Genomic DNA, 14,430 nt, shown 5'->3' with positions numbered 1-14,430 from the left:
GAAAAGACCGGTGTTCAGGGGGAGCAATCAGATGTCAGACGGACATTTTCTGGAGCTGCGCGGCATCCACAAACGCTTTGGCGGTGTTCACGCGCTGCGCGGCGTCGACGTAACGATCGACACTGGTGTCGCCTATCACCTGCTGGGCGAGAATGGCTGCGGCAAGAGCACCTTCATCAAGATTATTTCGGGCGCCCATGCGCCCAGCGAGGGAGAGATCGTGCTCGATGGGCAGGCGCATAGCGAGCTGTCGCCGATCCAGTCGCTCGAAGCGGGGATCGAGACGGTCTATCAGGACCTCTCCCTGCTGCCGAACCTCTCCGTCGTGGAAAATGTCGCGCTTGGCGACCAACTGGTGAGCGGCAACGGGCGCCTGATGCGGCTGCTGAACCGCCGCCGTCTGCGCGAAACGGCCCGCGAGGCAATCCGTAATGTCGGGCTGGAGCCGACGGCGAAACTCCTTAACACAATGGTCGGGGATCTGCCGCTTGCGATCCGGCAGCGCGTCGCCATCGCGCGGGCCATCGCCGCCGACGCGCGGCTGGTTATCATGGACGAGCCGACCACTTCGCTCACCCGGCACGAGGTCGACGCGCTGATCGAACTGGTCGGCAAATTGCTCGAACGCGACGTGGCGGTGCTGTTCGTGACCCACAAACTGGAGGAGTGCTACCGCATCGGCGGGCAAGCGATCATCTTCCGCGATGGCGAGTGTATCTCGCAGGGCCCAATCGCGGACTATTCCCGCGCCGAACTTTCGCATCTGATGACCGGGCGCGAACTGGACACGATGCGCTACCGCAATGGCACGCCGCGGGCCGAAGAGGTGCTGCGCGTCGAGGGGGCGAGCTCCGGCGCGGACTTCGAGGATGTCGCCTTCTCGCTGAAGGCTGGCGAGGTGCTTGGCATCACCGGTCTTTCGGATTCCGGTCGCAACGAGGTCGCGCTCGCGCTGGCCGGCCATCAATCGCTGAGCTCCGGCCATATCGAGATTTCCGGTGCGCGGGTGCATCTCGACTCCCCCGCGGACGCGATTGCACGCGGCATCGGCTATGTCCCCGAGGACCGCCTCTCCGAAGGGCTATTCCTGCAGAAGTCGATCTACCAGAACGAGGTGACGCTGATCCTCGACCGGCTCCGTGGGCGCGGGGGCGTCGTCGACAAGCGCAAGGGGCGCGAGGCGGCGAGCAAGATTTCCGAGGCGATGAACCTCAATACCGGCAATATCGACCTGCCGGTCTCGGCGCTCTCGGGCGGCAACCAGCAGCGCGTGCTGATCGGCCGGTGGCTCAGCATCGAGCCGAAATTGCTGGTGCTTCATGGCCCGACCGTCGGCGTCGATGTCGGGTCGAAGGACACGATCTACCGCGCGATCCAGGCGATGGCGGAGCGCGGGATCGGGCTGATCATCGTCTCCGACGACCTGCCGGAACTGCTGCAGAACTGCGACCGGATCCTCGTGATGAATCGCGGTCGCCTCGTCGATGAACTCGACGCCGTGACCACCGACGAGAACCGTATTTACCAATCGATGCTTGGCTCGGCGAACGAGGCTGCCTGATGACCATGGTGCAAGAGATGAATGACCGATCAACGCCCAAACGTCCCGAGGACAAACTGACGATTTGGGAGACCCTGCGACGTCGCCCCGAGATGGTGACGCTGACCATCCTCGTCGTGATCTGCGTGGCGGTGTCGATCATCAACCCCAACTTTCTGCAGCCGGGCTCGCTCATCGATATGGGCCGCGCGAGCGTGGTGACCGGGCTCTTCGCGCTCGGTGTCTTCGCCATTCTCGCGGCAGGGGGCATCGACGTCTCCTTCACCGCGATCGCGGCGCTGACAATGTATTCGCTTACGAAATTCGTGATCACCGTGGCGCCCGATCTGCCGATGGCGGCGATCATCGCGATTGCCGTTGTGGCCGGTGCGCTTTTGGGCGCGGTGAACGGCCTTCTGGTTCACGGGCTGCGCGTGCCCTCGCTGATCGTCACGATCGGCACGCAATACCTGTTCCGCGGTATCCTGCTGGCCTTCGTGGGTACGGTTTGGCTGATGGAGCTTCCGCCGCAGATGACCGCCTTCGGGAAGGCCGCGCTCTACCAGTTTCAGGGCGCCAATGGCGTGACCGTCGATCTGCCCGCCTATTTCCTGATCTTCCCGGTCGTCGTCGGGCTGGCCTGGTTCCTGTTTGACCGCACGCTGATGGGGCGGGCGATCTTTGCTACCGGCGGCAACCCGGAGGTCGCGGCGCGGCTCGGCTATGGCCAGCGCGTGGTGCATGTCTTCGTCTTCGCCTTCGCGGGGGCGCTCGCAGGTCTCGCAGGCATCATCCATGTCAGCGCGACCCGCATGGCCAACCCGTTCGATCTGGTCGGCACCGAGATCGAGGTGATCGCCGCCGTCGTTCTCGGCGGGGCGCGGATCACCGGCGGCACGGGCTCGGTGCTGGGCACCGTGGCCGGTGTTCTCCTGATCACCGTGGTCAGCAACACGCTGGTTCTGGTGGGCATCCCCAGCACCTGGCAGCGCCTTGTCGTGGGCGCGTTCATCCTTCTCGCAGCGGCCTTCTTCGTGCGCCGCAAGCAAAAACCCAAGCAACGCAAAGCAGAGTGATCCGATGAAGAAGTTTCTCAACAAACCCGAAGATTTCGTCGAAGAGATGCTGGAGGGGATTTACGCCGCCCATCCGGAAGTGACCCATGTCGCGGACGATCTGCATTGCTTCGTGACGGCGAACCCGGTCCCCGGCAAGGTTGGGATCGTGACGGGGGGCGGCTCCGGCCACCTGCCGCTGTTCCTCGGCTATGTCGGCGACGGGATGCTCGACGGTGCGGGTGTCGGCGGCGTGTTCCAGTCGCCCAGCTCGGACCAGATCCTCGAAGTGACAAAGCATGTCGATCAGGGGGCAGGGGTTCTCTATCTCTACGGGAATTACAGCGGCGACATCATGAACTTCGACCTCGCCGGGGAACTGGCCGAGGTCGACGATATCGAAACCGCCACCGTGGTCGGCAATGACGATGTGGCCTCCTCCAAGCCGGGCGAGGAACACAAGCGCCGCGGCGTCGCCGGGATCGTCTTCCTCTACAAGGTCGCGGGAGCCGCCGCCGCCGAGATGAAGCCGCTCTCCGAGGTCGTCCGTCTGACCGAGAAGGCGAAGGCGCGCACCCGCACAATGGGCGTGGCGCTGACGCCCTGTATCGTTCCCGAGGTCGGCAAGCCCAGCTTCACGCTCGGCGAAGACGAGATGGAAATCGGCATGGGCATCCATGGCGAGCCGGGGATCACCCGCAAGACGCTCGAGCCTGCCGATGCCGTCGTTGACGAGATGATGGAGCGCATCTTCGCCGAGCAGGACTACGCGGCAGGCGATGAGGTTGCGATCATCGTCAACGGGCTGGGCGCGACGCCGATGGAAGAGCTCTACATCTTCTACCGCCGCATCTCGCAGCTGTTCGCAGAGCGCAACGTGACCATCGCGCAGGTCTGGATCGGTGAATTCGCGACCTCGATGGAGATGGCGGGCGCCTCGATCTCGGTCCTGCATCTCGATGACGAGCTGAAGCCGCTCATCGAACGCAGCGCGACGACGCCGTTCTTCAAGCATATCGCGAAGTGAGGGCTGCCATGACGATGAATGCAAGTGCGCTGCCCGGTCTGTTCAACCGCTATCGGGATCGGTTCGCCGCCGAGAAACAGGCCCTGATCGAGCTCGACGGCAAGGTCGGCGACAGCGATCTGGGTCTGACCATGGCGAAGGGTTTCGCCGCCGCAGCGGCCGCCCTTGAGGAAAAGGCGCCCGAGACGCTGGCAGATGGGATGAAGGCCGCGGGCGCCGCGATCGCGAAAGCCGCGCCCTCGACCATGGGCACGCTGATGGCAACGGGTTTCCTGCGTGGGGCGAAGGCACTCGACGGTGCGGAAGTGATGGACACCGCCGCGCTGGCCGATTTCTGGGCTGCCTTCCGCGACGGGATCGCGCAGCGCGGCAAGGCGCAGCTGGGTGACAAGACCGTACTCGACGTGCTGCACCCGGTCGCCGAGACCATCGCCGCGCAGGCGCAGGCGGGCGCATCGCCCGCCGAGGCATCACACGCAGCAGCCCAAGCTGCGAAAGAGGCGCTGGAGGCGACCAAGGAGATGGAAGCCCAGCACGGCAAGGCTGCCGCGTTCGGCGAGAAATCCAAGGGAATTCAGGACGCGGGCGGCACCGTCGCCTGCATCCTCATCGAAGAGACAAGCGCTGCCTTGGGCGCGTAGGAGAGGGACATGCACTATAATACGCTGGGACGGAGCGGGCTGAAGGTTTCGGCCCTCGCGATGGGCACTTTCACCTTCGGCGGCGAAGGTCCCTTCGCGATGGTCGGCAGTCAGGGCGTGGCCGAGGCCCGCGACCTGTTCGATTGCGTGATCGACCACGGTGTGAACCTGATCGACACGGCGAACATGTATTCCACCGGCTCCGCCGAAGAGATCGTGGGCGAGGCGCTGGAAGGCCGCCGTGACAAGGTGCTGATCTCGTCGAAAGCTCGCATGCCGATCGATGACGGCCCCAATGGCGAGGGCGCGAGCCGCTGGCACCTGATCCGCGAATGTGAGCGCAGCCTGAAACGTCTGCGCACCGATCACATCGACATCTATCATATCCACGAATGGGACGGCCAAACCCCCGTCGAGGAAACGCTCGAAGCCCTGCAAACGCTGATCGACCAGGGTAAGATCCGCTATGCGGGCTGCTCGAACTATACCGGCTGGCAGGTCATGAAATCGCTGATGGCCTCGGAGAAGCCGGGTCGGGCGCGGTTCGTTACGCAACAGATCCACTACACGCTCGAGGCGCGCGAGGCGGAATACGAGCTTTTGCCGATCGCGGTCGATCAGGGCGTCGGCGCGACCGTCTGGAGCCCGCTTGCGGCGGGGCTGCTGTCGGGCAAACACACCCGCGACAATCCGGTGGCCGAGGGGAGCCGTCAGGCGAAGGGTTGGACCGAACCGCCGATCCGCGATCAGGAGCGGCTCTGGAAGATCGTCGATGTGCTCAACGAATTGGGCGAGGCGCATGGCGTCGAAGCTGCGCAGATCGCGCTGGCATGGCTGCTCACCCGTCCTGGCGTTGCCTCGCTGGTGGTCGGCGGTAGCACGGTGGCGCAGTTCGAGCGCAACTTCCGCGCGCTCGACGTCAAGCTCTCCACCGAAGATCTCGCCCGCCTCGACGAGGTCAGCCGCCCGCCGCTGATCTACCCGCTGTGGCATCAGGAACAATTCGCCAAGCCGCGCTTCGGCCCGGCGGACGGGATCGTGACGGGCTAATCGAGCCCGGCGGGATCAACTTAAGCTATCGCCCGGCACGGGCGAACTCGTTTCGTGCCGCGCGAAGACCTCAGGGAGGCAGTTCGGCCCGGAGGCGCTTCAACTCTTCCGCAGGCATAAGTTCCACGCCCTTCGTCATGTCGTGCAATTGCTTGAGGAGTGCGTGCGCTTCCTCGACTTCGGCCTGTTCGATCCTTCGCGAAGGATGGGCGAAGAAACCGGCGGACCGGGTCTCGTCGCCGACAGCGACGGCCTTCCCATAGCGCAGTCCGAACTCGGCCGCTTGACCGAACACGTTGCTCTCGTCCTGCTCCGCGAGTTCGGACCAATCGCAAATGCCTGTATGCGTCATGGCCCATCTGACCGTCGGGTCCCGGAACACGAGACCGTTCGCAGTATAGAAATCGATCCATTCCTGTGGATATGTCTGGTATAGGAGTGTAGGGTTTGCAAAGCGCACATGCAGCCCTAAGGCGAATTTCCAGTCTGATATTGCACTCATAAGTTGCAATTTCCGGCGCAATGTACGCACATCGATCATGCAGCTACCCTTGTATTATGTTCAGTGAATCCCTCGACCAACGCATTGCGGAACTATCTTGGTCCAACCGAGCCGCACTTCCGTAGTGACTATTGAGCACTCGGACAGAATGGAAGTTCGAAACGGCATGATTCTTCGTGATCACCAGAGCCTTTTCGCCGATCTCGCTCCAGCAGGCTGCTACGTCGCCTTGCGGGCTGGCTTTTTCGCGCCCGAAGCCGAGTTGAACCTGTTTCCACCTGAATGGATCAATCATTACACGTTTTCCGGGTTGGCGCTGGCCGACCCGCTGCTGCGCTGGTGCCAGGAAAATTCGGGCTATGCGCGGTGGGGCGAAATAGACAGCTTCGTCGGCACGAGCTTCATGCGCGACTATCGGTCTTTCGGCTTCGAATTCGGAGGTGTCGTGTCGATCCACGGGACGCAGGAGATGCCGAAGCGGAGCCTTGGCATCTTTGCGCGCTCAGACCGGGAGCTTCGGGTTTCCGAAATGAAAGAGATCGAGAGGGTTCTCTCGCGCATCCATTCGGACGAGCCCGAGATGCCGACCGAGGCGCAAATGGAAGCGCTCCAACTCTATTCCAAAGGCTATCTCCACAAGCAGGTCGCCCACGAATTGCAGCTCTCCGTCGGGGGCGTCAAGGCGCGGCTCAGGGGCGCTGCGGACCGGCTCGGGGCGAAGACCTTGCGAGAGGCTGCGAGCATCGCCGCGAGCCGAGGCCTCCTGTAAGAGTCCCGACCGCCTCGCTGATGCAAGCGGACTCGGCGGGCAGGGCCTTGGATATAATTCACCCCGTCCCGAGCTCAGCTCTGTGGTGCGACCTCGAAAAGCTCGGTGTGATCGTCCTGGATGCGGTCGATCTGATCGAGAATCCGCGACAGGTGATCGCGCATCGCCTGCGTCGCGCGGTCAATCTTCATCGATAGTCTGCGATGGAGAGGGCGCGAGCGATACGCTCCTGCGCCCTTGCCAATCACAGCGCCGCAATTTCCACCGACTCGATTTTGTCACGAAGCCGCGCGGTCACCCTGATCTTGCCGCGCTCACCCGTCAGGCGGAGCCAGCAGCCGGTCGCGCCATCCGCGAGCGCCACGCAATCGGGGCCGATCAGCTTCGCCGGACCTTCGACGTCTAGGAACACCGGCTCGTTTAGGAAATGCAGCTTGTTGCCTGCCTGATCGCGAGCGCGGATCATCACCCGGATCTCGTCGCTCGGATCGGCCTCGGCTTCGGTGACATCGGGCGCCACTTCCAGCCGGTCGAACATCGCGTCGGCGGGGAAGTCGCGCTCGATCACCAACTCCCCGTTCAGGTATCCGCGCAGGCGGCCCGCATGCCAGCTCTCCCCCCAGGCGGTCACCTCGTCGGGGGTGAAATGGTCGTAATCGATGACGACTGGCGCATGGGGCAGATGCGGGAAGCGTGTGCGGTCGGGCCCGACGCGCTTGACCACGTCGGCGTAGGACAACTCCACCTCGTCGCAATTGGTCAGCACGATCAGCGGGATCACCCCGCCGATATTTCGCTCGCCGCGCGACCATACGGTGACCGGCTCCATCACGATCGCCTCGTCGGGATCGCGCTGGCTGGCATAGGCGTAGGCCGCGAATTTCGGCTCGCGGAAGATCGACATCACACCGTGATGACAGATCCGGTCGCCCGCGCCGAAATCCTTGTGGGTGTTGTAGTCGAACATGCACCAGCCGATGCAGCCCGCAAGCCCGGCATCGGGGTCGTGGGCGGCGTTGAGCACGTCGAGATGGCGCAGCACATGCTCGTGCTGGCGATGCTCGGGGTCGCCCGCTTTGGTGGGATACATGTGCCCGTTATACTCGGTCACCAGATAGGGCACGCGCGTGGGAAGCCCCGTCACCTCCTGCTGATCGCGCAAGCTCGTGCGCGGGCGGTTCGAGAAGGGCAGTTCGAAATCCCCCAGGATGAAATCGTTCATCGTGTAGACGTCTTCGAGCAGTTGGCTGTCGGTGATGCAGCGCACGCCGCCGGTGGGGCGCGTCGCATCCAGCTCATGCGCGAGGGCATTGGTGCGTTTGTAGAACGCCTCCGCATCGGGGCTCTCGTTGATCCGAACGCCCCAGATGATGATCGAGGGGTGGTTCCAGTCGCGCCGGATCATCCGCTCGACATTGCGCACCGATTCATCCTGCCAGACATCGCCGCCGATATGCTGCCAGCCGGGGATTTCCTCGAAGACCATGAGGCCGATTTCGTCGCAGCGGTCGAGGAAATAGGGGCTTTGCGGGTAATGCGAGGTGCGCGCGATGTTGCAGGCCAGATCGTAGCGCAGGATTTCCGCGTCGCGCTCCTGACTGCGTTTGCCTTGGGCATAGCCCGAATAGGGGAAGCTCTGATGCCGGTTGAGGCCGCGTAGGACCACGCGCTCGCCGTTGAGGAAAAAGCCCTCGGGCGTGAATTCGGCGTGGCGGAAACCGAAGCGCTGGGTGAGGCGGTCGCCGCTCTCGATCAAGGTCAGCGTCAGCGTGTAGAGCGCGGGCGTCTCGACCGACCAGAGCGTGATATCGGCGAGGCTATCGAAGCTGATTTCGCCCGTACCTTGGCCGCGTGCGATCTCGTGGCCCTCGGCGTCCGACAGAACCGCCTCCACCGGGCCCGGCGCGTCGAGCTTGACCAGAACGCGCTTGGTCTCGGCCAGCACGTCGGGCGTCTCGATCTTCACGCTTGCGATATGGGCCTCGGGCAGCACCTCGAGCCAGGCGTCGCGATAGATCCCGGCATAGGTGAGGTAGTCGATGCGGCCACCGAAGGGCGGAATCTCGAGGTTTTCCGAACCGTCGATATGCACCGTCACCAACGCCTTGCCGCCTACAAAGCGGTCCGTCAGATCTACGGTGAAGGGCGTATAGCCGTCGCGGTGACGCAGCACTTCGGCGCCGTTCACATAGACCACCGCATCGGCCATCGCCGCATCGAACCGCAGCCGGATCAGCTTTCCCGCCCACGCATCGTTCCATGCGATCTCACGCTGATAGGTGAAGGGGCGCTGGAAGTCGCGCTCGTCGAAATAGCTCATCGGCAGGTCGGCGGCGTTATGGGGCAGGGTGACCGTCTCGCCCTGCAGCAGTTCTGCGACCTTGGCCGCGTCGAAGCCTTCCGCGAAGGTCCAGCCTCCGTTCAGTTTGCTGATCTCTCTCATCATTACCACTCCGCGAAGCTGCCATCGGCATGGCGCCAGATCGGGTTGCGCCAGCGGTGACCTTCCGCAGCCGCCTGACGGACTTTCTCCTCGTTGACCTCGACGCCTAGGCCGGGCCCCTGCGGGATCGCGACGAAGCCGTCGTCATATTCGAAGACCGACGGGTTGCTCAGATAATCGAGCAGGTCGGAACCCTTGTTGTAATGGATGCCTAGCGACTGCTCCTGAATGAAGGCGTTGTAGCAGACCGCGTCGAGCTGGAGGTTCGCCGCCAGCGCGATCGGCCCCAGCGGGCAATGCAGCGCCAAAGCCACGTCATGCGCCTCGGCCATCGCCGCGATCCGGTAGGTCTCGGTGATGCCGCCGGAATGCGAGGGGTCGGGCTGGACGATATCGACGTAACCGCCCTGCAGGATCGATTTGAAATCCCAGCGGGTATAGAGCCGCTCACCCAGTGCGATCGGGGTCGAGCAATGGTTCGCGATCTCGCGCAGCGCCTCGGCGTTTTCGCTCAGCACCGGTTCCTCGATGAACATCAGGTTAAAGGGCTCGAGTTCTTTCGCGAGCTGCTTGGCCATCGGGCGATGGACGCGACCGTGGAAGTCGACGCCGATGCCGAAATCGGGGCCCATTTCCTCGCGGATCGCCTGCACGCGTTCCAGCACGGCGTCGATCTTGTCGTGGGAATCGATGAATTGCAGTTCCTCGGTGCCGTTCATCTTCACCGCAGTGAAACCCCGGTCGCCGCATTCGCGCGCCATCCGCGCCGTGTCGCCCGGACGGTCGCCGCCGATCCAGCTATAGACCCGGATGCGGTCGCGCTGTTGGCCGCCCAGAAGCGAATGGACAGGCACGCCTAGCGCCTTGCCCTTGATGTCCCACAGCGCCTGATCGAGCCCGGCGATGGCCGACATGTGGATGCCGCCGCCGCGATAGAAGCCGCCGCGATACATGACCGTCCAGTGGTCCTGAATATGGCCGGGGTCCTTGCCGATCAGGTAGTCCGAGAGCTCCTCGACGCAGGCAGCAACAGAGGCCGCGCGGCCCTCCAGCACCGGCTCGCCCCAGCCGGAGATGCCCTCGTCGGTGGAAATTTTCACGAAACACCAGCGCGGCGGCACGATGAAGGTTTCGATGGCGGTAATTTTCATATCGGTCCTCGGGGTTTGGTCGGCGCGATCAGGCGTCGAAAGGTTCGGTGATCGCGAAACGTGCGTTGATGAAGGCGTCCGCGACAAGGCGCATCGGCGCGAGGTCGAGATCGCTCTGTCCGGCGCGCACCAGATCGCGCATCCGGGCGTATAGGTTGGCGTACTCGCGGTTCTCGCCCGTGGCCATTACCTCGCCATCGGTGCTGAACTCCGCGCCGCCCTTGTCGAGCGTTGCTGCGCCTCGGTCGGTCTGAAGGGTGATGCGCCACAGCTCGTCACCCGTTTCCCGCCAGTCGAACGCGGCGCTGATCGGGGTCTCTCCCGCGCACATTTCCAGATCGGCAGCGATCGGGGTCTGGCGGCCTTGCGGGATGCTCAGCGAGGCTGTTGTCAGCCGCACGGGGCGGGGCAGAATGCGGGTCAGGATCGAGAGTGCGTTGATGCCGGGATCGAAGACGCCGAGCCCGCCGGGTTGCCAGATCCACTCCTGCCCGGGATGCCATTTGCGCACGTCTTCGCGCCAGTCGATATGGATGGCGGAAATCTCCCGCCCCGCGAGCCATTGGCGTGCCGCCTCCACTGCTGCCGCCTCGCGCGAATGCCATGTGGCGAAGATCGTCAGCCCCGCCTTGGCGGCGGTCTCGCGCAGCGCCTCGACTTCGCTCAGCGTCATGCCGGGCGGCTTTTCGAGCATCAGGTGACGGCCCGCGCGCAGCACCGCCATCGCCTGATCGAACCGCCCCTGCGGCGGGGTGCAGAGCGAGACGGCGCCGATCTCGGGCTCGGCGTCGAGCATCGCGCGCAGGTCGGGATAGCTCGGCAGGTCGGACAGGGTGGCATTGCGGCTCGCGATGGCGGCGAGATGCACGCCGTCCGTCTCCGCAATCGCGGGAAGGTGCTGGGCGCGGGCGATCGCTCCCAGCCCCACGAGGCCGACGGCAAGGCTCATCCGCGCACCCGTGCGCCCGTGCTGGTGTCGAACACATAGACCGAGGCCGGATCGAAGCTGATCCCGGTCTTGCCACCGACCGCGCCGTGGAGACGCTGATCGGTCTCGACCACGACGCGCTCGCCTGTCACGCCGTCCAGATGCGCGTAGCTCACGCCGCCGAGGTTCTCGGCCATCTCGATGGTGAAATTGCCATCCGTGCCGCTCAGGCGGAGCGCGTTGGGGCGGATGCCGATCTCCAGTTTCGTGCCATCCGCGGGCAAGGCGACGGGACTGTCGATGCGCTGCCCCAGAGCAGGCACGTCGAGCTGACCGTCTACCACGGTCGCGGCGAGGAAGTTCATCGAAGGCGAACCCATGAAGCCCGCGACGAAGCGATTGTCGGGGTCGTCGTAAAGCTCCATCGGGCTTCCGACCTGTTCGATATTGCCCGCGCGCAGCACGACGATCTTGTCGGCCATCGTCATCGCCTCGACCTGATCGTGGGTGACGTAGATCATCGTCGCCCCGATCTCGCGGTGCAGACGCGCGATCTCAGCGCGCATCTCGACGCGCAACTCGGCGTCGAGGTTCGACAGCGGCTCGTCGAAGAGAAAAACGTCCGGGCCGCGGGTGATCGCGCGGCCGATGGCCACGCGCTGGCGCTGACCGCCAGAAAGCGCAGCGGGCTTGCGGTCCAGAAGCGGCTCCAGTTTCAGGATACGCGCGGCTTCCTGCACTTTCTCGGAGATTTCAGACTTGGGATGGCCGTTCATCTTCAGCCCGAAGCCCATGTTCTCGCCCACCGTCATATGCGGGTAGAGCGCGTAGGTCTGAAACACCATAGCGATGCCGCGTTCGGCGGGTTCGGCTTTCGTGACTTCGCGGCCGCCAATGCGGATCGCACCGTCCGAGGTCTCCTCCAACCCCGCGATCATCCGCAAAAGCGTTGACTTACCACAACCGGACGGCCCGACGAAGACACAGAATTCCCCCGGTTCGACCGTCAGGTCGACGCCGTGGATCACCTCCGCATCGCCAAACCGTTTGACGATCTTCTCCAATGCGACTCCGCTCACAAGGTCTCCTCCCTGTTTTTGCGCACCGGGGTTCAGTCGGCGCGTTTCTGTTCCGGAAAGCGCCAGTGGCTGGCCGCTTTCGCGATCTTCTCCGCCGTCTCGAGGATCAGCGGGGCGTAGGTTTCGAGTTGTCTTTGACCGTCAGGCTGGGCCGAGGTGATCGAGAGCGCGCCCAGGACGCGGCCCTGAGGCGACAGGATCGGGGCGGCGATGCAGCGGATGCCGGGTTCATGCTCCTCGTCATCCCAGGCAAAACCGCGTTTGCGGATGGTCTCCAGCTCCGCGCGCAGGCTGGTCACGTCGGTCAGGGTATGTTCCGTGAAGCGATGGAAGCTCTGCCGCGTCAGCGCATTCTGCAGCGCGTCCTCGGGGAGATAGGCGAGCATCGCCTTGCCCACTCCGGTGCAATAGGCGGGGCCGACCTTGCCCGATTGCGAGAACATCTCGACCGGGCGCGAGGCGTTTCGCTTGTCGACATAGAGTACCATGCCCTGATCGAGCTGAGCGAGGTGCAGCGTCTGGCCGGTCTCCTTCGACAGTTGGTCGAGATAGGGTGCCGCGATCGGCGCGAGCGAGCTTTGCGCCCAGGCGGCATGGGCGAGGCGCACGAGACGCAAGCCCGGCGTATAGGTCTGACGGTCCTCGTCGAGCGACAGCATCCCCTGGTTCGTGAGCGTTTGCAGGAAGCGATACAGCGTCGCCTTGGGCAGATCGCAGACCGGTAGCAGCTCGGCGAAGCGCACGGGACGGCCGAATTCCGCGACGCGGTCGAGCACGGCCAGCGTGCGTCCGACCGTGCCGTCCGATTTCTCCGGCTTTGGCGTGGCGTCGTTCATGGGCTCCTCCTCAGGACTGTTGACAGGATGAGAGATTCGCGGCAGCATTTCAATATGTAAAACACGGTTCCATTATTTGAAACTAAAATCGCTGGGCCGTGGGCTACTGAAACGGGAGGAGAACCGAATGAATATCCTGAAAACCACCGCGCTCGTGGCGCTGATGGGGTCGATCGCCATTCCGGCAATGGCCGAACAGCGCGTGCTCAAGCTCTTCACCGATGCGTCCGATCCGGCGCCGAAGGCCGCCTTCGAGCAGCTCGTGAAAGGCTTCGAGGCCGAAAACCCTGATGTGAAGGTCGAGGTGAACACCTTCGATCACGAAGGCTACAAGACCGCGATCCGCAACTTCCTGACCGCCGACAGTCCCGATCTGGCGAACTGGTATGCGGGCAATCGCATGGCGCCCTTTGTCAATGCCGGCCAATTCACCGATGTGTCCGATGTCTGGGAGGAGAACGGGCTCAAGGACAGCCTCGGCTCGGCGCTCAAGTCGATGACCATTGACGGCAAGCAATGGGGCGTGCCCTACACCTACTACCAGTGGGGCATCTACTATAACAAAGACCTGTACAAGAAGGCCGGGGTGGACGTGCCCAAGACCTGGGACGAGTTCATCTCGAACTGCAAGAAGTTCAAGGAGATGGGCGTCGACTGCCTGACCACGGGCACCAAGGCGCTGTGGCCGGCGGCCGGGATCTTCGACTATCTCGACCTGCGCACCAATGGCTACGACTTCCACATGAAGCTCACCAGCGGCGAAATCCCGTGGACGGACGACCGCGTGAGAGCTGTCTTCGCAGAGTGGAAGAAGGTTCTGCCCTACACCACCAAGAACGTCGCCGCGATCGATTGGCAGGATGCTGTGTCGAACATCGTTCAGGGCAAGGCTGCGAATTACGTCATGGGCAACTTCGCCGTCGCCACCTTCAAGGATGGCGGGATGACCAATGACACGCTTGGCTTCATGGACTTCCCGACGATCAACCCGGATATTCCGCGTGCCGAAGAAGCGCCGACCGATACGATCCATATCCCGGCAGGCGCGAAGAACAAGGAAGACGCCAAGAAGTTCCTCGCCTATGTCGCGAAGGCCGACGTGCAGACCAAGATGAACGAGACCCTCGGTCAGTTGCCGATCAACAAGAACTCCTCGGTTGGCGACGATCCCTTCCTGCAAGCGGGCTTCAAGATCTTGTCCACGGCCGACGGCGGTATCGCGCAGTTCTTCGATCGTGACGCACCGGCGCAGATGGCGAAGGCGGGCATGGAAGGCTTCCAGGAATTCATGGCCTATCCCGATCATCTCGACGCGATCCTCGACCGGCTCGAGAAGGTGCGTCAGCGCGTCTACAAGAACTGATCCTCCCCGAGGGCGGCGTCTGTAACAGGGCGCCGCCCCTTCCTGT

Annotated in this window: 13 protein-coding genes; 7 read left to right on the top strand and 6 right to left on the bottom strand. The window is 63.6% G+C overall.

Features of this window, described 5'->3' with window-relative positions; genetic code table 11:
* Window positions 1-31 precede the first annotated feature (31 nt).
* Genes B6V76_RS07980 through B6V76_RS07960 form a run of 5 tightly spaced genes read left to right on the top strand, consistent with a single transcriptional unit; the run spans window position 32 to window position 5,313 of the window.
* The gene (locus B6V76_RS07980; protein ID WP_088727125.1) at window positions 32-1,561 is read left to right on the top strand and encodes a sugar ABC transporter ATP-binding protein; all 1,530 of its coding nucleotides are present in this window, start codon (window positions 32-34) and stop codon (window positions 1,559-1,561) included.
* On the top strand, window positions 1,561-2,616 hold the full coding sequence (locus tag B6V76_RS07975; RefSeq protein ID WP_166504566.1) for an ABC transporter permease: 1,056 nt from the start codon (window positions 1,561-1,563) through the stop codon (window positions 2,614-2,616). Before B6V76_RS07980 ends, B6V76_RS07975 begins: the two co-directional genes overlap by 1 nt.
* 4 nt (window positions 2,617-2,620) lie before the next feature.
* Window positions 2,621-3,622, top strand: a complete 1,002-nt coding sequence (locus B6V76_RS07970; protein ID WP_075776406.1) for a dihydroxyacetone kinase subunit DhaK — start codon at window positions 2,621-2,623, stop codon at window positions 3,620-3,622.
* Window positions 3,623-3,630: 8 nt separating this feature from the next.
* On the top strand, window positions 3,631-4,263 hold the full coding sequence (locus B6V76_RS07965; RefSeq protein ID WP_206184185.1) for a dihydroxyacetone kinase subunit L: 633 nt from the start codon (window positions 3,631-3,633) through the stop codon (window positions 4,261-4,263).
* 9 nt (window positions 4,264-4,272) lie between these two features.
* On the top strand, window positions 4,273-5,313 hold the full coding sequence (locus B6V76_RS07960; RefSeq protein WP_088727124.1) for an aldo/keto reductase: 1,041 nt from the start codon (window positions 4,273-4,275) through the stop codon (window positions 5,311-5,313).
* A 70-nt stretch (window positions 5,314-5,383) separates the two neighbouring features.
* On the opposite strand, the gene B6V76_RS07955 is transcribed toward B6V76_RS07960, so the two are convergent.
* A complete protein-coding gene (locus B6V76_RS07955) occupies window positions 5,384-5,854 on the bottom strand; it encodes an autoinducer binding domain-containing protein (RefSeq protein WP_088727123.1) in 471 nt (156 codons plus the stop codon).
* Window positions 5,855-5,981: 127 nt separating this feature from the next.
* Here B6V76_RS07955 and B6V76_RS07950 point away from each other — a divergent pair, with 127 nt between their 5' ends.
* Window positions 5,982-6,584 (top strand): autoinducer binding domain-containing protein, encoded by a 603-nt coding sequence (locus B6V76_RS07950; RefSeq protein ID WP_157771559.1) that lies wholly within the window; start codon window positions 5,982-5,984, stop codon window positions 6,582-6,584.
* Between the two features lie 244 nt (window positions 6,585-6,828).
* Here the strand turns inward: B6V76_RS07950 and B6V76_RS07945 are convergent, their stop codons facing one another.
* The 5 genes from B6V76_RS07945 to B6V76_RS07925 are packed head-to-tail and all read right to left on the bottom strand — an operon-like array spanning window position 6,829 to window position 13,021.
* Window positions 6,829-9,027 carry a glycoside hydrolase family 2 TIM barrel-domain containing protein gene (locus tag B6V76_RS07945; protein WP_088727203.1) on the bottom strand — a complete coding sequence of 733 codons (2,199 nt, stop codon included), beginning with the start codon at window positions 9,025-9,027 and terminating at the stop codon, window positions 6,829-6,831.
* A gap of 2 nt (window positions 9,028-9,029) precedes the next feature.
* On the bottom strand, window positions 9,030-10,178 hold the full coding sequence (dgoD, locus tag B6V76_RS07940; protein ID WP_075776402.1) for a galactonate dehydratase: 1,149 nt from the start codon (window positions 10,176-10,178) through the stop codon (window positions 9,030-9,032).
* A 28-nt stretch (window positions 10,179-10,206) separates the two neighbouring features.
* Window positions 10,207-11,127 carry a Gfo/Idh/MocA family oxidoreductase gene (locus tag B6V76_RS07935; protein WP_088727122.1) on the bottom strand — a complete coding sequence of 307 codons (921 nt, stop codon included), beginning with the start codon at window positions 11,125-11,127 and terminating at the stop codon, window positions 10,207-10,209.
* A complete protein-coding gene (gene ugpC, locus B6V76_RS07930) occupies window positions 11,124-12,185 on the bottom strand; it encodes a sn-glycerol-3-phosphate ABC transporter ATP-binding protein UgpC (protein WP_088722044.1) in 1,062 nt (353 codons plus the stop codon). The genes B6V76_RS07935 and ugpC overlap by 4 nt, the downstream gene beginning before the upstream one ends.
* A gap of 32 nt (window positions 12,186-12,217) precedes the next feature.
* Window positions 12,218-13,021 carry an IclR family transcriptional regulator gene (locus B6V76_RS07925; protein ID WP_075776399.1) on the bottom strand — a complete coding sequence of 268 codons (804 nt, stop codon included), beginning with the start codon at window positions 13,019-13,021 and terminating at the stop codon, window positions 12,218-12,220.
* A 127-nt stretch (window positions 13,022-13,148) separates the two neighbouring features.
* Here B6V76_RS07925 and B6V76_RS07920 point away from each other — a divergent pair, with 127 nt between their 5' ends.
* Complete coding sequence (locus B6V76_RS07920; protein ID WP_088719216.1) at window positions 13,149-14,384, top strand: extracellular solute-binding protein; 1,236 nt, start codon at window positions 13,149-13,151, stop codon at window positions 14,382-14,384.
* The last annotated feature ends 46 nt before the right edge of the window (window positions 14,385-14,430 follow it).

It is taken from the genome of Thioclava sp. IC9, from assembly GCF_002213225.1.
Classification (GTDB): Bacteria; Pseudomonadota; Alphaproteobacteria; order Rhodobacterales; family Rhodobacteraceae; genus Thioclava; species Thioclava nitratireducens.
Note: the sequence above shows the minus strand (reverse complement) of the source record. Positions and strands in the feature narration are given on the sequence as shown.